Consider the following 21090-nt stretch of genomic DNA (forward strand, 5'->3'; position numbering starts at 1 on the left):
CCCTCCTTACTGTATAAGCTCAATCTTCCCATACTTCTCAATATCATCTGAAGTTGTATTCGCTAACTGATTTAAAAATTCAATTTGGAAACTACCAGGTCCCTTTTCCACTGTCTTAGCAGCTGCCAGTTCCGCAGCTACACCATAAAAAGTTAATGCCGCTACTGCTGCATTTACATAATCCTTTTCTACTGCTACAAATGCTCCTATTACAGAAGTTAGTAAACAACCAGTTCCCGTAACTTTCGTTAAAATGGGATGACCATTTCGAATAAGAATAGTTCGCTCTCCGTCTGTAACAACGTCTTCTTCTCCAGTAATTACCGCAACTGTATTTAATTCATCCGCTGCCTGTTTTGCAATATTTACAACATTGCCATTTCCAGCACCGGCGTCTACCCCTTTAATTTCCCATCTTTCATTAATAACGTTCGCTATTTCAGCTGCATTTCCGCGGATAATCGCTAAATCGATTTCAGCCGGAATATGTCTCGCAACTTCTGTCCGATACGATGTTGCTCCTGCACCAACTGGATCAAACAATACTGGTACATTATTCACATTTGCTGATTTACCCGCAAGTAACATCGCTTCTACCTCTTCAGAACGAAGTGTACCCATATTTAATACAAGAGCTCCAGCAATACTAGCCATTTCTGCTACTTCTTCTTTTGCATACGCCATTACAGGCGATGCCCCTAATGCTAATAAACCGTTTGCTGTAAAATTCGTTACAACAACATTTGTAATATTATGAACGAGCGGATTAGACTCTCTTACCAAATCCACTACTTTACTAATTTCTTTCATATTCATCCTTTTCATCTCCTAACTATAGTGATGGGAGATACACAAAAAGGCACTTTGCGCGTACGCAAAGTGCCTGAACATGTGCTTTTACACTCTCCCTACGCTGGCATTATCCAACAGGTTCAAATGGTCAATGACGGACTAGTAGTCATACTCTCAGTTTGCATCCACAAACTCCCATGTGTTTATTATTCATCTACTTCAAAGTCTACTCTTATTCTAGTAAAATAACAAGTTCTTTCCTTTTATAGAATGATAGAGATCATAACTCTCCTGGTTCAACCATTTTTCGCCTTTATATAATAAAAATGAAATTCATTTACAATGTCAATGGATACCCTTTAAAATCTGACATTTATATAAATCTTTTATTTACATAAGTAAAACTCTCCCCAGTATATTTCATCACAAATAACTCAAACCTTCCGCGAGACTGAATAGAACAAAGATGTATGCTATATTTAACGTATGGAAATTTGAAAGGATGTTTTTAAATATGGCAAAAAGTATTGTAATTGCTGAAAAACCTTCTGTTGCACGTGATATCGCACGTGTACTGAAATGTGATAAAAAAGGGAACGGCTATCTTGAAGGTAGTAAATATATTGTTACTTGGGCTTTAGGTCATCTCGTTACATTAGCTGATCCAGAAAGCTATGATGTAAAATACAAACAGTGGAATTTAGAAGATTTACCAATGCTACCGGAGCGTTTAAAACTAACCGTTATTAAACAAACAGGAAAACAGTTTAACGCTGTAAAAAGTCAGCTTCTTAGAAAAGATGTAAATGAAATCATTATAGCTACTGACGCGGATTTATCTCTATAAAATATAATTGCACGTAAATCCTAAAACACCTTTCATCCCTGATTTAAAAATAATATCTGGTATTTTCCTTTAATGTACATAAATAATATTTTGCACACAAATATATATATTCTTTCTTGGATATGGATAAAGAAGAACAAGGGGTTATTATATCTCATGGTTAGAATTATATATTTAATATGGAAAAGATAGTTGAACTGTCTGAAATAACTATCTTAACAAAGAATTAATTAGCCTTGCTTTAATATAAGCAAAAGGAAATGTGCTAATAAACTCGAAAAGAAAAAAATAACACGCACTTAGCGTGTTATTCTAGATAACTACACTTTAAATTTTTACTCATTAAATATCGCACCATTTTTATGTAGATATTCTTTTATTTTCAAATTAACACCAGAAGAATTTACAAAATTACTTCCTTGAAAATCACCAAAATGATAATAACTATTTATTATTTCCTTTTTTGATATATCCACTGCAATTAGATACTCTCTAGTAATAAAATACATAATATAACCATTACTATCCAATTTTATTTCTTTATAAAAATCAAAAGTTTCTTCAGGTAAAAATTCACTTATATCCAATACATTTATTATCTCAAAATCATTAAAGTTTATTATTTGTACTTGCTTACGGTTTGCTACACAGAGAATTTCCCCATCTTTTGAAAAAGAAATTGAAGAAGCCTTGTCAATTTGCATTTCTTTAATAAAACGCCCTGAATCAATTTCAAAAACTCTTAACTTATTATCATCTGTCAATACAAATACATCTTTAAAAGGATGGAATAAAGCATTGTAATGATTTAAATTTGAAGGATCTTTCTTTTCATAAATCACTTTTTTATTTTTTTCCAAATCCCAGAGTATGAATGCATGAAAACCTGAACTAACTAGAAACTTTTCACTCGGACTTAAAGTAAGATTAGATACTCCGTAGAAGCATTGAAGTGTCTTAACTTCTTTTTTTTGTAATAAATCGTAAACATAAATAAATGAGTTATTACAACTGGTATACAATACATCAGAATTATTCGAAAAGACAAAATCACTTGTCCAAAGATTTCCTGAATCTTCCATATTTAAATTTATTTGTTTTGAAAAAGTATGTTGAACTACAATTTCAAGATTTTTACTATCCCGAATACTTAATTTTCCCCATTTAGAATGAGCAATTAATTTCCCATCTGGTGATAATCGAACATTCCAAGCGGTATCGCTAATTCTCTTAACAACGTTAAAGTTCTTTTTATTTACTAAAAGCAACTCTGCAGGAGAACCTACTACGATATTTTCATTTTTTTCATGTATATCAAGGGCATCTGTCTGAACAAAATTGAATTTTAAACCTTTTATTTTAGCATTTTTAAAAGAAGTGTTTTTATACTGGTCTACATCGTCATAAGGTACTCCTCCAAAATTAGCATTTTGTAAGTCTGAATTATCAAACAAAGTTCCAGCAAAATTACCAAATTCATTTTCTATATAGACCTCAGCTTGCTTAGGAAATGAAAAATTTCTTAATGATAAATTGGAAAGATCTTTATTTACAAAAAAGTCTTGCTGATTAGATAGTAATAATAAAATAATATTGTTAGTTAAGTAATTAACTTCTTCAAATGGTTTTCCTTTACACAATTCTAATAAAGATAATAATTTTACTTGTACCGCTTCCTCTTTTAAGGGGATTATATTTAAAATTAAATCTAATATTGCTCTTGAGAAAGGCATTTTACCAACAGTCTCAAAGAGCGATGAAACTTCTTCATGATTAAAATCCTTTAAAGGGGCTATTTCAATAAGGTTACCCTGTTCATCCGTAGTTGCGTTAAAGTAATTCTTCCAAGTATATGCTTTAGGTGTTTGATTAAAATCGACATTTGATTGACTTTGTGCGACCTCTAAGAAATCAAGAGAGAGCACTCCCATTTCTGCTGCAAATTTGTATGCAACAAAGAATTCTAAAAATGATTTATGAGCAGGTTTATAATTTCCATCCTCCTCATCAATTATAAGAATAGTCTGAGCTTGTAAATCATATCGCCAATAATCTATCTCAGCATCTTCTATTTTATGTCCAAATAAATGCCCTACCACCTTCGGAAATTCTTTATAATTAATTTTCAATTTATCATTTTTTAGCATTTCCCATGAAAGTTCACACAGAAAATATAGTTTATCAGCTAAAGAAGTAAATGTTCTTGTTTCTTTTATATCTCTTTGCATTTTTCTTTGGGTTGCATATAGATAAATTCTTGCCATATCGATTGGCTTATTTTGTTCAATTTCTTTTAACGCATCAAGAATTAATTCAACCATAATAGGACGACTTAGAAGGTCAACAATCTCTTTATTTTCCATTAAATTTAAAATGGTTTTTTCATCCGTAAAGAAAGATAGCAGTTTTTGTATTTGTTCTTTATCAAATTTTAATAATTCTAAGACTTCAAATTGCGGAGTTTTTCCAGTTAAATATTTTGTTGATTCTTTAAGCTCTGCATTTAAAAGTGAACGACCTTCTTTTATTTGAGGAAAGTGCTCATTCCTACAAGTAATAATAACTTTAGAATTTCCTTTAATTACAGTTGCAAGTTCCCAAAAATTATCAATCATTTTTTGTTTATTTACCTTATCTGCCATCTCATCGAATCCATCAAAAATAAGTAAAAGTTTCCCCATTTTATTTAATTGCATAAAAGCAGAGAAAACCCCTTTCATTTCTATCTTATGTACTCGAAAAAAGAAGTCAGAAATTAGCGTATCAACTTTAAGTGCCTTGGAATATTCCCTTAAAAAAATTAGAATTGGTATCCTTGGTCGAGGATGGTTTTTTGCCTTTGCTTCTTGATATCGCTTAATCATTTCCCAAGTATATTTCAAACAAAACCAAGATTTACCCGTACCAAACTCTCCTAAAATAGAAATATGTTCTTTTTGATGATCCTCTTGCCAGAAATCTATATATCCTTCTAGCCATCCATCTTCACCATTATAAATGTTTTTAGCTTCATATCTCTTCGTTTTAGGATGCAATTCCACTTTTTCACAAGCCAAGGAAATGTACCTTTTATCAATCCCTCTAGTATAGATTTCATTTTCAACCCAATCAAAATAGCTTGATAGATCAATAGTTTCTTCTATTAATTCGTCAAAGTTATAGCAAAAAACATTCATGCCACTTTTACTTTCTGTAAGTGCCTTTGCCGCCTTACTAACTTTTGAATTCGTAACAATCCAACCTTCTTCACAATCGTGATATTGTACTAACTCTTCCATTTCCTTTACGTGGTTCACTTTAACTTCAGATACTAATCCATAAATTAATACATTTACGGTTCTTCTTCTTTCAGTAATTCTTATTATAAAATTAAAATAATCGTTATACTCCATATCCAATTTATCAAAGCTATACTCCAAAGCCTCGAACCATTCTTTTAAGTCATATTTGAATTTTCCTAAAAGACTAATTGGTGAAGATTCTAACATACCTGCTGGTGCAATTGATAAATAAGGTTTAATGTAGTTATGTAATTTATCAGGCACCTGTTCATTCATATAATCTTCAAAGTACCACTTTAGTAAGTTAACAAGTGCAACCTTTGTGATATTAACGTGCAAAGGTTCAATTATATCACTGTTACTATTTGGATCATGAGAAGCAGGATTTCCATGTGTTCTTATAGTCTCAAGGTATGATTTTACTTTTTCCCTTGCTCTTTTATCAGCTATAATTACTAACCCAGTTTTTGATGTTACAATTACATTTGATAAAGAGAACAAATTTAATTCTCTATTACTTCCTGGGTTTCCAAAACAATCTAATTTCCCTAAAATAATATTTTCACCCAGATTCTCCCCATAATGATTTAGAATAACAGCTTTACAAACTGCCTCAGCTGCTTTCCTTGAATTATTACATATATCTTCTAAAACAGTATCAGAAAATACTTGTACTACTTGCTTATTTAAATCAGAAACTTTTTGACAAAATTTTGGCTTTGTTAGCACCATTATTTCCTCCTTTTTTCAAAACGATTAACTATACCCATTAGCCAAAAGATAAAATTAAAGCCCTTATTTCTTAATGCTACCTAAATGTAATAGCAGTTAAACGTTAGCAAAGTTTTGCTATTTAGTTTAAGCAGAGTTACAGTGGTCAGTTTATCCTCCCTAACAATGGTATTATATTCCTTTATAAAAGAGAATGATATTCTTTAAAAATTTTACTAGCTACAGTATTAATATTTTTTCCTTTTCATTCCCAATTAAAAAGTTGTTCATCCACTGTTTTTCTTTCTGTCACAAAAATTAAATTTATATTAGAAATTAAGAAATTTAATCAAACTTCGTACATTTACTATAACCTTACTTTTTTCAGTTTTAATAACTTATTTGACGAATATTTATCTCCTTATCTACAAAGATTAAAGAAAAATTTAACCACTACAAACAAAAACCTATTGACTTTGTAAATAGAACTTAAGTAACCTGTGTATATAGTAAATAGATTTTCGAAGGAGGTACTATAATGAATTTAATTAATGTAGTTAGAAAAGCCGCCAAAGAATGTAAATTAACGGAAAAGGAGTTTATCAACGAAATTATAAACTACTACTTAATAAACTCTAAAAATACAATTGAATACTTAGATATCAGTAAGCAAAGGCTTTCTAATATGAAAAAACAAGGAAAATTATTAGAAGTTGAAAAAGGATTATATTTTAGAAGCGAAGTGGAAGAATTTAAATTAATTCAAAATGAAGTTAGAGAGAAGTACCATCACCAAAAAGTATATGATCTTTTTCCAGCTTATAAGGAAATTGGCGACACCTTAATAATAAATTTTTTAAGATTTTTTGATTGCGTTACAATGGTAAAACATAACTGTACAAATTCAATGTACAATAACCATTTAGAAAATGCCCTTACTGCAATTTTAAAATACGTTACATCGAATCAAGATGTCTTTATGTTAGAGCATGAAGGATTTGACTATGTAGAGGACAAGTTAGATATCCAGGAAAGTCAAATTAAAAAAAAATTTGATACGGAATTCTTCAAAGAATATCTTGAATCAAAAACCGCTTATATTTTGGGTGTTAATAAAATAGGGAATTTCAATGAAATTCTAAGTGCATTAAATAAAACAAGCTCTTCTAATAAATAATAAACAGCCAACTATATATAAAAGGAGAAATAAATAATGGATAAATTAAGTGAAAAATTAAAAAAGGATTTCGATGTAACCTTATTTGATACTAATTTAATGGCAGGTAAAATTTCAACTAAATTAGCCTTTAAAGATACCCATACAAATAATATAAAAAGAAATTTAAAATTGTTAGGTTTAAATGGTATTAAAACTAGCGCTGAAATTTTCGCTAAACAAAATAATTATGTATTACCTTTTATACAGATTGAAGAGGTTCAAATACTAGATGATAATCCGTACGGGTTTAAAATTATAGCACCTACTAGTCTTGTTTACTTTTTTGTATACAAACTACTTTATACCAATTAATACTTAAACTTAAAAGATATAGCGCACTTTTTAAAGCTATAAATCTATTTAACATATACATTAACTATTCTTATACTGCACCATCGATAAATTTAAAAAAACTAGAATACATTACTTCATAAACTGGATTTATTCCTATTTATAAAAATTATTAGTAGAGAAAGTTCTCAGATACATATCTAAAATAAATTTCTCAAAAAAATGATACAGCTACCTATGCTGTATCATTTTTTCTAAATAAATCTTACTTAAACTTCAAGTTTTTTAATGCTTCTGCGAACGGATTATTTAACGGTTCTTCCTCTTTTTTCTGTTGTTTCATATATTTTTGAACGTCGCGTTTATCAGCTTTGTTTCCAGATTCTTTTTTACGTCGCTCTTGGAATGTTGATAATTTTTCACGATAACCACATTTACACGCAAAGATTTGTCCTGCACCTTCACCACGTAATTCTAATTTTTTCTTACACTGAGGACAACGAGCGTTTGTTGTACGAGATACATTTTTACGATGACCACATTCACGGTCTTGGCAAACAAGCATCTTTCCTTTTTTACCGTTTACCTCTAACATTGGTTTACCGCAATCTGGACAAGACTTCGTTGAAATGTTGTCATGTTTATATTTTTTATCGCTCGATTTAATTTCAGAAACGATTTCTTTCGTATAGTTCTTCATTTCAGAAATGAATACTTCTTTTTTCAGTTTACCTTTTGCAATTGCTTCTAGCTTTTGTTCCCACTCACCAGTTAGTGTAGGTGATTTTAGCTCTTCTGGCACTAAATCAAGTAATTGGCGGCCTTTTGAAGTAATGTGAATATCTTTACCACGTTTTTCAATTAAGAATGAATTGAATAGCTTGTCGATAATATCAGCTCGTGTTGCTACAGTACCTAATCCACCAGTTGATTTTAACGTATCAGCGAGTTGTTTATTTTGCGTATCCATATATTTTGTAGGGTTTTCCATTGCTGAAAGTAAAGTCGCCTCGTTAAAACGTGCAGGTGCTTTCGTTTGACCTGATGTTTGCATAATTAACTTTACAGTTAATGTATCGCCTTTTTCAATGCGAGGTAAAAGTTGCTCTTTTACGTCATCAGTTACATCATCATCTTCAAAGCGATTTTCATATACTTCCTTCCAACCGGCATGTAAAATTGTTTTTCCGCGTGCAATGAACGTTTCATTGCCGACTTTTGTGCGTAACGTTAGTTGTTCGTACTCGAATGCCGGGAATAAAACAGCTAAGAAACGTTTTACAACTAAATCATAAATTTTACGTTCTTTATCTGTGAAAGCGGAGAAGTTAACGTATCCTTCTGTCGGAATAATTGCGTGATGATCACTTACTTTACTATCATCCACAAATGATTTATTAGCCTTGATAGGCTTTTGTAATACTTTATGTGCGAAGGGACGGTACTCTCCAACACCACATGCTTTTAGACGTTCTGGAAGTGTTCCAACGATATCAGATGAAATGTAACGTGAATCTGTACGAGGATACGTTAGCACTTTATGTTGTTCATATAACTTCTGCATAATGTTTAATGTTTCTTTAGCAGAGTAACCGAACTTTTTATTTGCATCACGTTGCAATTCAGTTAAATCGTAAAGACCAGGAGAGAATGACTTCTTCTGTTTCTTATCAATTTCCACAACAGTAGCATTTTGTTTATCTAGGTTCTTTACGATGCTATCAATTTTTTCTTTATTAAAGCTACGGCTATTACCGTTTGCATCTTGCCACGTAAGTTTTAACTTATTCATTGTTTGTGCTTCGATGCCGTAGTAAGTTTGTGCTTTGAAATTCTTTATTTCATCTTCACGACTAGCGATCATAGCAACAGTAGGGGTTTGTACACGACCGCAATTTAACTGGGCATTAAAGCGAGTTGTTAAAGCGCGAGTAGCATTAAGACCGATATACCAGTCAGCTTCTGAACGTGCAACCGCCGAAGCGTATAAATTGTCATATGCCTTGCCTGGTTTTAAATTTGCAAAACCATCTTTAATGGCTTTATCAGTAACAGATGAAATCCATAAACGCTTAATTGGTTTATTCACCTTTGCTTTTTCAATTATCCAGCGTGCAACTAACTCTCCTTCTCTTCCAGCATCTGTAGCCACAACCACCTCATTAACATCACTTCGAGTGAGTTGATGTTTCACAGCATTAAACTGTTTTCCCGTTTGTTTTATAACAACTAATTTCATACGTTCTGGAAGCATTGGAAGATCTTCAAGGTTCCATGTTTTATATTTATTGTCATAAACCTCAGGGTCTGCCAGTGTCACTAAATGCCCAAGAGCCCAAGTTACTATGTATTTGTCACCTTCTAAAAATCCATTTCCTTTTTTGGTACACTTTAATACTTTTGCTATATCACGTGCAACTGATGGTTTCTCAGCAATTACTACACTCTTTACCATTTTTTATTCAAACTCCTTTACTAACTATATACCGTTTAATATACCACAGTTTTCAAGAAGAACAGTAAGAACCACCTTCTATTTGGCACTCATAATTGACATAGCTTGTTTAAGGATCTCTACTTCTTGTCTTAATTTCTTATTCTCTCTATAAACCTCATTAAACTGCTTTGGAGTAACTATCACTTGCTGTTTTGAATAAAACTTAATCCATTTATAAATAGAGGTAGGAGATATTTTATATTCAATGCTTAAATCCGTAACAGATTTCCCTTCAACATGTTGCTTTACAATTTCTTTTTTAAGGCTTTCATCATATTTTTTATTTGTCATTACCTAATAACCCTTTCTAGTAAAAATTTTATCACTTAGATAGTTTATTATTGTATCACTACCGCCTTTTGATGACTATAGTCGGTCGATTAAAATGCCATTTTTCTTAGTTAATTAACTAAGAGGTGATGTCATGGAAATCCCAAAAGCTTTCGGTAAAGTGTTAAGAAAACATAGAAAAAAGGCTAATTTTTCACAAGAACAATTAGCCCTTCAATGTAATTTAGACAGAACTTATATCGGACTACTTGAACGTGCTCAAAGACAACCAAGCATATCTACCATATTCGTCATATGTAAGGTATTAAATATTGCTCCACATGAATTAATTAAAGAAATGGAAGAACTTATACTTACCCGATAATGAATGGGGATAAAGAGGCGATCTGACAAATGAAGATGTTCTAGGTAAATGTCTTAGTATCTTGAATAATAAGTAATTGATTAAATAAATATAACCCCTATCCTACAAATAAAAAGAGCAACATTATTTAGTTCCTTTTATTTGTATTTTTCCGGTTCAACTAATTAATTAAACTTAAACCCTGTATATGATTAAAAGTGGATAATCCCCTTCCAATATAGAGAACTTATTATAAAAGACTATCATTAAGGTTCAATTGAAATTCATGTCGAATCATTAATAAAAAATAATGATTCGACATGAATTTTTAATGGACAGCACAATTTTATTTTTAATGTCAAAAACATTTTAATAATTAACTTTAAAATAAAAAAACTTCCTCAAGCAAAGACCCGAGAAAGTAATACTTAATCTTCAGATGTAATTTTTTCAACCTGCCATAATTCTTTCAAATAATTTAAATATTCATATACCCTACTATCAGTAGGATTAATAAAGTATATATGATTAGCAATTCCTAAAAGATGCTTTAGATATTGATATTTATCTTTTTTTATAAATTCTAAGTGAGAATTTAATCCATATTTTTTGATAAAATAAATATTTTTTCTTAACTCTTTTCTCATTTCACAAGGTGCTTGTATTTTTTGATTAACAATAATACCTGTTACCTCTTGACGTTGATGTGGAAAACGGACTCTTGTTTTTTTATCATTAATACTAAATCCTTTAGACCTCAATACAGTAGTTACAAATTTGATAATCTCTCCTACTTGAAAATCTCCAGAAAAAGTTAAATCATCTGCATATCTTGTATAACGAATTTTTTTCTTTTTTAAAAAAGCTGATATACGCTTATCAATATCCTTCATTAATAAGTTGGACAAAGCAGGACTAGTAATAGCCCCCTGAGGCAATGACCCTTTTAAAGTACATAAATTGGTTAACAATGTCGCAACATCTTGGGAATATCCCAAGGAACTAAAGAAATTATAAACATCTATATGTCTAATAGATCCAAAGAAATCTTTAATATCTATAGTTAATACCATTTTTTGTCCTCTATGAAACCTTGCATTGTCTTTTAAAGAGACATTCTTTTTATAAGCTTTAGCAAATTCACTCGTCTTGCAAGAATATAACATTTCTTCCAATATCCATTTTTGTATAGATTTTAAATTGGGTAATGGCTCTGCAATATTCCTAAAACCACCATTTTTTTTAGGGATTTTAAAATACCTATAAAACCCTTTTTGAGAGTTAGATACTTTCAATAGATATTCAATATCATAACCTACAAGATACGAGAGGTGCATTTGATCATATATAATTGGAATTCCCTGTAAATGAAGCGAATGTGCTTTCTTGAGATTCTCCTCAATATACATGCTGTCATAACCTGCTTTAAGAGCAGATTCTGTAAAATTCCGCTTATATTTTTCCCAAATCATATTTATATCCCTCTCCAATTAAATTACAGGCTCTTACATCCATACACTTACCACTATCACGTCTCTATCCTCCACAATGAACATTTTGATACTCTTTTCGTCAAAATGTTCATTGTACACCGTGGCGCAAGCCTAAGGTTGTGTAATACATTTATATAGCGTCTCCCGACGCGTTAAATGTATTACACAGGGCTTGAAATTAAGTTCTTCTTAGCATGGTGACTCACCATACCTGGTTTTTTTTTTAAAAAAACCATAAGTCTAGTAGGTATTGATGTAAAAGACCTGAAATTGTTATACTACGGTAAGTATACCTTAAATTTATCCCATTTTTCAATCATATATTCATATTGAGGACTAATCCATTCTTCGGAATGCTTACGTTTTAATTCCTTATTTAATTCATTTATTTTTGTTTCACCTAAATCCGTTAACTTGAGATCCCCATATATATCTGTAACTAAACCATTCCTTTTGATATGACTTATATAGCCATAAACCATTGAAAAGCTTACCTCTGCATTGATAATTTCCTGAATATTCCCGTTGTTTTTTATCAACTGCAAAATTACAAGGATTAATCCTTTATCATTGTATTTCAACTAATTTCCTCCTCGCGGAAAAGGGGCCCTATTTCCTTTTTTGTCTAACCAATAAACAGGAAACGTATTATTCGGTGTTCTTACTAATGTAATCAAAGCTTCTGAACCTTTATAACCGAATTTATAATCATCATGAGGTGCCACAATTTCTTCAATGGATTTCATAATAGTCATTTTTGTTGCTAATTCATTCTCATGATAATAATCTGATAACGCCCTTTTTAATACTTTCCCTGAAAAAATATTGATTCCTTCTTTTCTAATTAAATCATAGCCACTAAATAAGGAAACCAGTGATACAATAATAATTTCCTGACTCTTTATACCTAAGCTTTGATAAAATTCATATGCAGATAAAGCTGTTTCACCCGTACCAATAAAATCATCAACTAAAAGTAATTTAACTTTGGGAGATTCATTTATTTTGTTAAGTTCCTTGGCTGTCAATTCATTCCTTACTTTAAAATCTATTTTCGAAACATCTTGATTGTATTTTATCTGGGGAGACTGGAATAAATATGCTACTAACGTTGAGCTCTTTATTTTATTTCTGTCTTCCTCAGGTACCAAAGGCATCACATATACAGTATTCAATTCTTTAAAGTCTTTTATTTTGGCTACAATTTGATTCAATGTTTGATTTATTAATTTAGTGTATTCATCAAAACTAACCTTTTGATATTTATATGTTAAATCAATTATAAATTCTTGTTGTTCCAAACTTAAACAATTTAACAATTCGCAAAAGCGATTAAATAAACTTGATTCATTGTGTTCTTCATCAATTTCCCAACCTTTTTCTTCAAACAGAGTACCTAACTTATTAAGTATGTTCACATTTATCTTTTTATATTTAAAGTTTTTTCTCATAATAAACACCTATCGATTTATATTATTAGCAAAATGAGGACATTAAAAAATGATTAGTTATGATTCTATAAAATTATATCACGTAAATCCCATAAAAAATAATAGGATTATCTCTTAATTAAAGAAGACCATAGTATCGCAATTATAGTCTTTATTCCCTCTCTTAAAACCTTAATCTCTTAGCAAAATAAATATTTCAATAAACTATTAAAGAAACAAAGAGAAGGCTCTCATCTCTAGTGTAAATACATGTTTTTAATAGTTTAAAATTGCTAGGAAGCATAAACCTATATTTTATGCAAAGCTATGCCTCATTTTTTAGTTTTATATCATCAACTGGCGTCCTCTAATATTATCTATAGACTTAATTTAGCTACCTTACCAATCTAAATTAAATAATTCATTAAGCTTTTCTATTTTTTTATCATTTACATCAATAGTATTTGAAATTGCTGATTCATTTTTGAAAACCTTATTAGGGTTATTTAATTCTAAAACTTGTGAAGTTTGATTTGGTAAAGTAATAACTTCCGCCTTCACATTAGCTTGTTTTAACTTATCTGATTGTCCGTATAGATGAGGAAAATAACTTTCAGCAACAATTTGATTATAAAGTGTCTCATAGTGAGTCTTTTGAACTGTCACTTTAGATAGTTGTTCTTTTAATTGCTCTATTTCTGACTTCATTTTTTGTGTAGCTTCTTCAAGTGTTACTAATTTTTTAGTATCTGTGTAAAGGTCACTAATAATGTTTAATAACTTCGCAATCTCATTTTTTAATTCTGTTGTGTTAGCACCATATTTTAAAAACAGTTCTTCAACGCTAGGAATCGTTATAATACCACTTTCATCCAGTTTCGGAATATGAACAGGAGAATTTAAATGATTTATAAATTCCTTCATTCGCCTACTCCATGTATTCCTTCCAATTCCAGTTTCTTTTTCTAATAATAACGACGTTAATTTTCGATTAGGCTGCTTATATTTAACCTCTAGAGCAATGTTCTTTAAATTCTCATCAGACCATTGTTGTGGTTTACCTCTTTTAGTTTTTACCATTCTTATCACCCGCAATATTAGCATCTATTTTCGATTTCAGTTCTATATAGTATTGTAACTTTTTGGCCGCTGACTTTCTTTCAGTTATATTTAAGTCATGACCGTATCTTTGTGGTAATCCAAATAAGCTTTCTAAAAGAGAAATAGACTCTTCAATTCGTTGTTTTAAATCTACAGAATGATTAGACAGCCATTTAATAGCTTCGTCTTTTTCATTTATACTAGGCGAAAAAATATATTTTGGACAAAACTCACAGAACTCAATACAAGTATCCGGAAAATTCTCTTTTAGTTCTGAACATAAACCATATTGAACTCTACCTATGTGTTTTTCGGTTATCTTCTCTTTCTCAACGTTAGATTTATGAACAATATATTTTTTCCACCCTATGATAGAATTGTCCATTCTATAACCAATCTCTGTTTCAAGCTTTAGTTGAGCTAGCCTATAGACATACGATTGTGCAAAATGCTTAACATGACTAAAGTAACCTTGCGTAATTTTTAGTTCACTATGTCCAGCTAGTGTAGCAATATTATGCATACTAAAACCTTGCAAGCACATATTGATGATAGCAAAGTGTCGAGTATCTCCCGCTTTCACGCGTTCTAAATTGTATCGTCCATATTTCTCTTCTACGATTATTTTATAGAATCTATCTTTTAAATCATTAAAATTTCGTAAGTTCATTATTGGATTCTGCTTTTTCCTTCTAACTTTATAATTTAAGCTAAACATTTCTGATGGAAAAAAATATTCTGAGTAAGGAAAATACATATTTACCTTGTCCCTTACTTCTATTAACAGTTGATATGTTTTTTGATCAATCACAACTGAATCATATTTTATAGAAAAATCAATGGTAGCAGACTTATTTTTTATTCGTGGAACCGAAATTGTATAGGGCTCATTTTTACTTTCATCATAAGATAGACAATTTTTTTAAGTTTCAGAAGTTCACTTGGACGCATAGGCAATGTATTAGTGAGTAACCACCAAACTAAGATTGGTATGTAACTTATAATTTCTTCTACAGAATTATTTTTAAAATAATGGTTGATAACGTCATCTAACTCAAGTACATCTTGAAAATCAGGTAAATCTCTGGAAGCTTTTGAATGTTTAGGCATACTAGAGCATATATTAAGAATTTCTTGATAATTATCAGCTCTATAAAAATCAATAAAATTAGACGTAACACTAACCATGTGATAACCAAGATATTTATATTTTTCAATACTTTCAGCTAATATGCCCTTTAATTGAACTAAACTTTCGAAACCTTGAGATCCAAGTATAACTTTTCGTAATGTAGATAACTCATCATAAGTAGTTTTGGGTGTTTTTCCAGATATAATTCTAAGTAAAATAAAATATTTTAGATGTTCATTGATTTGTGGATAGCTAATTAAATCAAATTTCATTTGCAAATTTAATTGTGATAAAGGATCATAAACAAACCACAGGTTGTCTTCAAAAGATTTATTTTTTATAACCGTATTTTCAACTAAACCATCAAATATCTGTTTATAATCTTTTAATAACAAGTCATCTTTAGAAATTTGTTGAATGGACTCTATTTTATAAAAATGTGATTCATTTAAAATTTTTCTAATCTCCATAGTTAGCTCCTGGTAAATAGATTTTGTAAGCATATTGTTTTAACAAATCATTGACTTGATTCACATCTACATAAGCTTTTACATAACTTTTGCCGAAAGTGTTATTAGCTTCACTCAGTACCAATAAACATTGCAGTAGAAAGCGACTTTTCCTTTTTAAAAGATTTTCATTGTCACTTTCCTGTATTGAAGTTAAAAGTCTTAGAAGTTCCTGATTTAATTGAATTAGAATCAAATTTTGCGGAAGAACATATTCACAATACATACAATTCATTAAAGCTGGATAAGCACAATTTGGGAATACTAAACACTGTGCATGTTCAATTTTAGACGGCATAGAATGGGTTGATAATTCCGAAAATAAGTCATGTAATTGCTGTTTATTTAAGCGCATAACTTGATGTATAACTTTTAACCTCTTTTCATAGATTGCATTCATTACTTTCACAACCGAATCATTATCAGTCTCCTCTATACTGGCAGGGGTTAAATAATTAGAAACATAAGCAGCGATTGATTCAGTTTCTTTAAGAGAGATGTGTTCTTTTATTTCTTCAATAATAGTGGTTCTATCTTCTAGATTTAGGGTTTTATAGTTATCAGTATACGTAAATCTTAATAATTGATCATATAGCCATCCAAAATTTCCTCTTCGAAAAATATTTATGGCAACTCTTCCAATAGAGCCATCTTTATTCATAAGCTGTATATAAGTTTTTGTGGTATCTTCATTTTTATGTGATCTTGCATTTTGAGCTAAAGTCAGTGCTAACTCAGAATCAAAAGCATCCCCTTCAGTTACAGATCCATATAAATATGTTGCTAAAGAGCGATTCATTATTAAACTACTAAATCTAAATCCCTCAAATTTTTTATAATCGTTAAAAAATTTTAATTGAGTCATACCACCTTGAGTTTTAATTTTGCGATACTTCCCCTCAATAAAGGTTTCTAACTGACATGTTTTATTTTCTCTTAATCGCTCGGATAAAACTAACGCGTAAGCTAGTGGCATCTCTAGGTTCGAGGGCACTAAGAAAGTAAGTAGCTCACCTGTTTTAGATGCACGCTTATTTCTAAAGGAAAGATACAAAGTCTTAATTACTATTTGAACTTGATACTCATTCAATTTAAAGTTATTACTGTGAAAATCTGCTTCCCGAATATCAAGTTCTTTTAAATTTAAGCTAGGTGTGTTGAGAACCAAATCACTTCCTCGTATAAAATCACAGCATAGTAAAGTAACATATACCCACATATTTGCATACGATCTGCTATTAAGGCTTTTTTCGATATGAAGTTCTATATTTTGTACATGCTTATATATTTGATTAAAAGTTGAAGCCGAATAAATTTCCTGTTCTTTACGTTTAGACTTTTGAACAGCTAACAATTTATTCTTTAAAGGCATATTTTTTTGATCAAATACGTATGATAGAAACCGAGTAAATAGTAATTTTTCCTTCGAAGTAAGCAAACCTTCTTTTAAAAACAATTGATTTAATTCCTCTATATCAACTTTGAAGATTTCCCTAGATAAGTTCCTTTGGAGTTTGTTATGAAAATTAATAAATTGACCAATAGTAGCTTGTTTATAAACTGTAGAGCCTGTACATTTATTAAAATAAACTTGTGAATATGTTATAAAAAGCGTTCGAGTATCCATAAACAAAGTATTTTGTTCTGTTTCGTTAGATATTTTTTTTATCGCATATTCACAGTCAATCTCAACAAAATTATCACGTTCTTGGAGAAACTGTTTGTATTTTATCAGCTCTTCCTTGGATATAAAAACTTGCCCATTTATTTTTTCCACATTCACTTCATGCCTGGATTGTTTTGAATAAATGCTATTTTGAATAGAAGCCATACTCCTACCAAGAATCTCCGAAGCTTCTTTAATTGAATAATAATCTTTATTCAATTGAGCCATAACCCTTCAACTTCCTTTCAATAAGATTAGGAATGTATTCCTCATGCATATTATCTAATTTTCCTTCAATTTTTTTATGCATTCGTGGTGTTGAGACCATATAAGAAAGGGCAGATTCTAAACTAGAATCACCTCGTAAATGTGCAATTTCATAAGGGTTTTGTGCTTCATTTGCAATGAGGTTTGTAAATGTTCCCCGTCCTATATGCGTAGACCATTTAATACTTTTTAAATGCTGAGCTACTAAGCGGTGTTCAATTTCATTTGAGGTTTCTAAGGTGGATATTAATTTAATTTTGCATTTGTCGAAGTACTGTCTATAACTTCTACCTGACATCGGCTGCTCATTGGTGTTTAAAAACAAAGCATTAGTTTGTTTAGAAGAGTATAGCTTTAAATGCTGTCGAATCAACGTAGTTCCCCAACCATTCACATCTAATGCTACCTGGGATCGTGTCTTTTTTACTGAGGCATGCTCTTTTAAATCTGTTCTGAAATTTTGATTTTCTATTTTTAATATAATTTCTTTATTTGCTAGAGATTTTGATATTTGTGTACGTTTTAAATTAACTACTTCTGAAACTCGTAGCCCTCCGAATATTTGTAGATATATTCCTAAAGCGATTCTGGGAGTATGTGTAGAGGCAATCTCTAAGAATAATGGTATATATTCAAAAGGTAAAATGTGTTCAATTTCTTTGATTTTCTTTTGTGGATAAACCACTGTAAAAGGAGATTTATAATATAACGTATTGTATTCGTTTTTTTCTTGTTTAAAATCAGTTAAACTAAATTTTGAAAATAGTAATTTATTTATTCCCCAAGTATAGAAGTTCACTAAGGTCCTTTCAGCGTCTTTAACAGTATCTTGAGAAACCTTATTGGTACCCAACCAATTTAAGTATGCAGAGCCATGTGAGATAGTCAATTCTGCTAAATTTTTGATTTTCAAACTTGGATAATATTTTATTAAGTAGTTTAAAAACTTCACTATATTTGTAGCATGCTTTTTCTGAGTATTAAATGACTTATAACCCCATTTTTCAATAATAAAATTGCTAAGGTGATGAATTACATATGTGTCCTTTTTGATGTTTTTAAGAGCAATTAATGAAATATGTTTTTTCTCTTTAACTGTTTGGCTTTCTTCAATTACATAATCAATCCAAACTGGTTGTGTTATAAATTTAAAATTTTCATTTACACTTTTTACTGAGATTAATTCCCCCACTAACTCTCCCCCTTTTTTAATTATGTGCAATGAATTTTAAAGTTTATCCTCCCCTATACCCTTATGAAATTAATAATGAAGCACCTTTTATGTTCTTGAATATTGAGTATATTATTATTGTACATCATTATGGAGATAAGCCGGTCGTGAGGGAGAGTTGGTCGCACGCTGGATTATCGATAAAGTTAAAATGCAGAAACCAATTAAACGTCTATGGATTTCATCTGTTACCGATAAAGCAATTAAAGATGGCTTCGCAAATTTAAAACCAGGAAAAGCATATGATAATCTATACGCTTCTGCTGTCGCACGTTCAGAGGCTGACTGGTATATCGGCCTTAATGCGACTCGAGCATTAACTACTCGCTTTAATGCTCAACTAAATTGTGGTCGTGTCCAAACACCTACTGTAGCCATGATTGCAAGCCGTGAAGATGAAATCAAACATTTCAAAGCTCAAACTTACTATGGTATCGAAGCTCAAACAGCTGAGAGATTAAAACTAACTTGGCAAGATACAAAAGGAAATAGTCGCAGCTTCAATAAAGAAAAAATCGATGCACTTGTGAACAAAATCAGTAAGCAAAATGCTACTGTTGTAGACATTGATAAAAAACAAAAGAAATCGTTCGCTCCTGGTCTTTACGATTTAACTGAGCTACAACGTGATGCGAATAAAATATTTGGTTACTCTGCGAAAGAAACATTAAACATTATGCAAAAATTATATGAACAGCATAAAGTTTTAACGTACCCTCGTACAGATTCACGCTATATTTCATCTGATATTGTCGGAACACTTCCAGAGCGTCTGAAAGCTTGCGGAGTTGGAGAATACCGTCCTTTAGCACATAAAGTATTGCAGAAACCTGTAAAATCTAATAAATCATTTGTTGATGATAGTAAAGTAAGTGATCATCACGCGATTATTCCAACAGAGAGCTATGTAAATTTCTCAGCTTTCACAGATAAAGAACGTAAAATTTATGACTTAGTTGTAAAACGTTTCTTAGCTGTTTTATTCCCAGCCTTTAAATATGAACAACTAACATTGCGCACGAAAATTGGTGATGAAACGTTCATCGCACGAGGAAAAACGATTTTACATGCTGGCTGGAAAGAAGTTTATGAAAATCGCTTTGAAGATGATGATGCAATCGATGATGTAAAAGAACAAATCTTACCTCGCATCGAAAAAGGCGATACATTAAACATAAAACTAATTGTCCAAACATCAGGTCAAACAAAAGCACCTGCACGCTTTAATGAAGCAACATTACTTTCAGCGATGGAAAATCCAACAAAATACATGGATACGCAAAACAAACAACTTGCTGACACGTTAAAGTCAACTGGTGGATTAGGTACTGTAGCAACGCGTGCTGATATTATCGACAAGTTATTCAATTCGTTCTTACTTGAAAAACGTGGTAAAGATATTCATATTACTTCAAAAGGCCGTCAGTTACTTGATTTAGTGCCAGAAGAACTGAAATCTCCTACACTAACTGGTGAATGGGAGCAAAAGTTAGAAGCTATCGCTAAAGGAAAATTAAAGAAAGAAGTATTCATTTCAGAAATGAAGAACTATACGAAAGAAATTGTTGCTGAAATTAAATCGAGTGATAAAAAATATAAACATGATAATATTTCAACGAAGTCTTGTCCAGACTGTGGTAAACCGATGTTAGAAGTAAACGGCAAAAAAGGTAAAATGCTCGTTTGCCAAGACCGTGAATGTGGTCATCGTAAAAATGTATCCCGCACTACAAACGCACGATGTCCTCAGTGTAAAAAGAAACTAGAACTCCGTGGCGAAGGAGCGGGCCAAATTTTCGCATGTAAATGTGGCTATCGCGAGAAGCTTTCTACATTCCAAGAGAGACGTAAAAAGGAATCTGGAAACAAAGCTGATAAACGTGACGTCCAAAAATATATGAAACAACAGAACAAAGAGGAAGAACCATTAAACAATCCATTCGCAGAAGCATTAAAGAAATTAAAATTTGATTAAACAAAAAGGTTCCT

Annotated in this window: 15 protein-coding genes, 2 pseudogenes and 1 riboswitch; of the genes and pseudogenes, 5 read left to right on the forward strand and 12 right to left on the reverse strand. The window is 31.0% G+C overall.

Annotated features, from left to right (window positions below; genetic code table 11):
* Positions 1 to 6: 6 nt before the first annotated feature.
* A complete protein-coding gene (gene thiM, locus CDB3_RS22695; protein ID WP_128856038.1) occupies positions 7 to 816 on the reverse strand; it encodes a hydroxyethylthiazole kinase in 810 nt (269 codons plus the stop codon).
* Positions 817 to 888: 72 nt separating this feature from the next.
* Positions 889 to 1001, reverse strand: a riboswitch (TPP riboswitch).
* Between the two features lie 305 nt (positions 1002 to 1306).
* On the opposite strand from thiM, the pseudogene CDB3_RS22700 reads away from it, so the two are divergent.
* Positions 1307 to 1624, forward strand: a pseudogene (locus CDB3_RS22700) (toprim domain-containing protein); the annotation flags it as partial.
* 350 nt (positions 1625 to 1974) lie between these two features.
* Here the strand turns inward: CDB3_RS22700 and CDB3_RS22705 are convergent.
* Positions 1975 to 5652: a restriction endonuclease gene (locus CDB3_RS22705; protein WP_128856039.1), complete on the reverse strand. Its 3678-nt coding sequence runs from the start codon at positions 5650 to 5652 to the stop codon at positions 1975 to 1977.
* Between the two features lie 517 nt (positions 5653 to 6169).
* On the opposite strand from CDB3_RS22705, the gene CDB3_RS22710 reads away from it, so the two are divergent.
* Both CDB3_RS22710 and CDB3_RS22715 read left to right on the forward strand, forming a co-directional pair.
* Positions 6170 to 6808, forward strand: coding sequence for a hypothetical protein (locus tag CDB3_RS22710; RefSeq protein ID WP_128856040.1), 639 nt, complete (start codon positions 6170 to 6172; stop codon positions 6806 to 6808).
* A gap of 36 nt (positions 6809 to 6844) precedes the next feature.
* Positions 6845 to 7162 (forward strand): hypothetical protein, encoded by a 318-nt coding sequence (locus CDB3_RS22715; RefSeq protein ID WP_128856041.1) that lies wholly within the window; start codon positions 6845 to 6847, stop codon positions 7160 to 7162.
* Between the two features lie 244 nt (positions 7163 to 7406).
* Here the strand turns inward: CDB3_RS22715 and topB are convergent, their stop codons facing one another.
* Together topB and CDB3_RS22725 are read right to left on the reverse strand one after the other, a co-directional pair.
* On the reverse strand, positions 7407 to 9596 hold the full coding sequence (topB, locus tag CDB3_RS22720) for a DNA topoisomerase III (protein ID WP_128856042.1): 2190 nt from the start codon (positions 9594 to 9596) through the stop codon (positions 7407 to 7409).
* A 78-nt stretch (positions 9597 to 9674) separates the two neighbouring features.
* A complete protein-coding gene (locus tag CDB3_RS22725) occupies positions 9675 to 9929 on the reverse strand; it encodes a transposase (RefSeq protein ID WP_128856043.1) in 255 nt (84 codons plus the stop codon).
* 133 nt (positions 9930 to 10062) lie between these two features.
* On the opposite strand from CDB3_RS22725, the gene CDB3_RS22730 reads away from it, so the two are divergent.
* Positions 10063 to 10293 (forward strand): helix-turn-helix domain-containing protein, encoded by a 231-nt coding sequence (locus CDB3_RS22730; RefSeq protein WP_128856044.1) that lies wholly within the window; start codon positions 10063 to 10065, stop codon positions 10291 to 10293.
* Positions 10294 to 10700: 407 nt separating this feature from the next.
* Here the strand turns inward: CDB3_RS22730 and CDB3_RS22735 are convergent, their stop codons facing one another.
* The 8 genes from CDB3_RS22735 to CDB3_RS22765 all read right to left on the reverse strand — a co-directional run bounded on the left by CDB3_RS22735 (position 10701) and on the right by CDB3_RS22765 (position 19062).
* Positions 10701 to 11744: a retron St85 family RNA-directed DNA polymerase gene (locus CDB3_RS22735; RefSeq protein ID WP_128856045.1), complete on the reverse strand. Its 1044-nt coding sequence runs from the start codon at positions 11742 to 11744 to the stop codon at positions 10701 to 10703.
* 299 nt (positions 11745 to 12043) lie between these two features.
* On the reverse strand, positions 12044 to 12346 hold the full coding sequence (locus CDB3_RS22740) for a hypothetical protein (RefSeq protein WP_128856046.1): 303 nt from the start codon (positions 12344 to 12346) through the stop codon (positions 12044 to 12046).
* The gene (locus tag CDB3_RS22745; protein ID WP_128856047.1) at positions 12347 to 13216 is read right to left on the reverse strand and encodes a phosphoribosyltransferase; all 870 of its coding nucleotides are present in this window, start codon (positions 13214 to 13216) and stop codon (positions 12347 to 12349) included.
* Between the two features lie 378 nt (positions 13217 to 13594).
* Positions 13595 to 14275 (reverse strand): hypothetical protein, encoded by a 681-nt coding sequence (locus tag CDB3_RS22750; RefSeq protein WP_256869925.1) that lies wholly within the window; start codon positions 14273 to 14275, stop codon positions 13595 to 13597.
* Entirely contained in the window at positions 14262 to 15107 is an 846-nt protein-coding gene (locus CDB3_RS32560) for a site-specific integrase (RefSeq protein ID WP_256869926.1), read from the reverse strand. The genes CDB3_RS22750 and CDB3_RS32560 overlap by 14 nt, the downstream gene beginning before the upstream one ends.
* Positions 15108 to 15154: 47 nt before the next feature.
* On the reverse strand, positions 15155 to 15898 hold the full coding sequence (locus tag CDB3_RS32565) for a hypothetical protein (RefSeq protein WP_256869927.1): 744 nt from the start codon (positions 15896 to 15898) through the stop codon (positions 15155 to 15157).
* Positions 15888 to 17831: a helix-turn-helix domain-containing protein gene (locus tag CDB3_RS22760; protein ID WP_128856048.1), complete on the reverse strand. Its 1944-nt coding sequence runs from the start codon at positions 17829 to 17831 to the stop codon at positions 15888 to 15890. Before CDB3_RS22760 ends, CDB3_RS32565 begins: the two co-directional genes overlap by 11 nt.
* Positions 17815 to 19062 (reverse strand): tyrosine-type recombinase/integrase, encoded by a 1248-nt coding sequence (locus CDB3_RS22765; RefSeq protein WP_128856049.1) that lies wholly within the window; start codon positions 19060 to 19062, stop codon positions 17815 to 17817. The genes CDB3_RS22760 and CDB3_RS22765 overlap by 17 nt, the downstream gene beginning before the upstream one ends.
* Before the next feature lie 139 nt (positions 19063 to 19201).
* On the opposite strand from CDB3_RS22765, the pseudogene CDB3_RS22770 reads away from it, so the two are divergent.
* A pseudogene (locus CDB3_RS22770) lies at positions 19202 to 21076 on the forward strand (DNA topoisomerase III); the annotation flags it as partial.
* Between the last annotated feature and the right edge of the window lie 14 nt (positions 21077 to 21090).

It is taken from the genome of Bacillus sp. CDB3 (assembly GCF_002081505.1).
GTDB classification, from domain to species: domain Bacteria; phylum Bacillota; class Bacilli; order Bacillales; family Bacillaceae_G; genus Bacillus_A; species Bacillus_A cereus_AT.

Bases quoted from the DNA above. Each gene is read 5' to 3' on its own strand.
- CDB3_RS22760 (WP_128856048.1), bottom strand. From the start codon at position 17,831: ATGGCTCAATTGAATAAAGATTATTATTCAATTAAAGAAGCTTCGGAG.
- CDB3_RS22710 (WP_128856040.1), top strand. From the start codon at position 6,170: ATGAATTTAATTAATGTAGTTAGAAAAGCCGCCAAAGAATGTAAATTA.
- CDB3_RS22750 (WP_256869925.1), bottom strand. From the start codon at position 14,275: ATGGTAAAAACTAAAAGAGGTAAACCACAACAATGGTCTGATGAGAAT.
- topB (WP_128856042.1), bottom strand. From the start codon at position 9,596: ATGGTAAAGAGTGTAGTAATTGCTGAGAAACCATCAGTTGCACGTGAT.
- CDB3_RS22725 (WP_128856043.1), bottom strand. From the start codon at position 9,929: ATGACAAATAAAAAATATGATGAAAGCCTTAAAAAAGAAATTGTAAAG.
- CDB3_RS22735 (WP_128856045.1), bottom strand. From the start codon at position 11,744: ATGATTTGGGAAAAATATAAGCGGAATTTTACAGAATCTGCTCTTAAA.
- CDB3_RS22745 (WP_128856047.1), bottom strand. From the start codon at position 13,216: ATGAGAAAAAACTTTAAATATAAAAAGATAAATGTGAACATACTTAAT.
- thiM (WP_128856038.1), bottom strand. From the start codon at position 816: ATGAATATGAAAGAAATTAGTAAAGTAGTGGATTTGGTAAGAGAGTCT.
- CDB3_RS22715 (WP_128856041.1), top strand. From the start codon at position 6,845: ATGGATAAATTAAGTGAAAAATTAAAAAAGGATTTCGATGTAACCTTA.
- CDB3_RS22730 (WP_128856044.1), top strand. From the start codon at position 10,063: ATGGAAATCCCAAAAGCTTTCGGTAAAGTGTTAAGAAAACATAGAAAA.
- CDB3_RS22705 (WP_128856039.1), bottom strand. From the start codon at position 5,652: ATGGTGCTAACAAAGCCAAAATTTTGTCAAAAAGTTTCTGATTTAAAT.
- CDB3_RS32565 (WP_256869927.1), bottom strand. From the start codon at position 15,898: ATGGAGATTAGAAAAATTTTAAATGAATCACATTTTTATAAAATAGAG.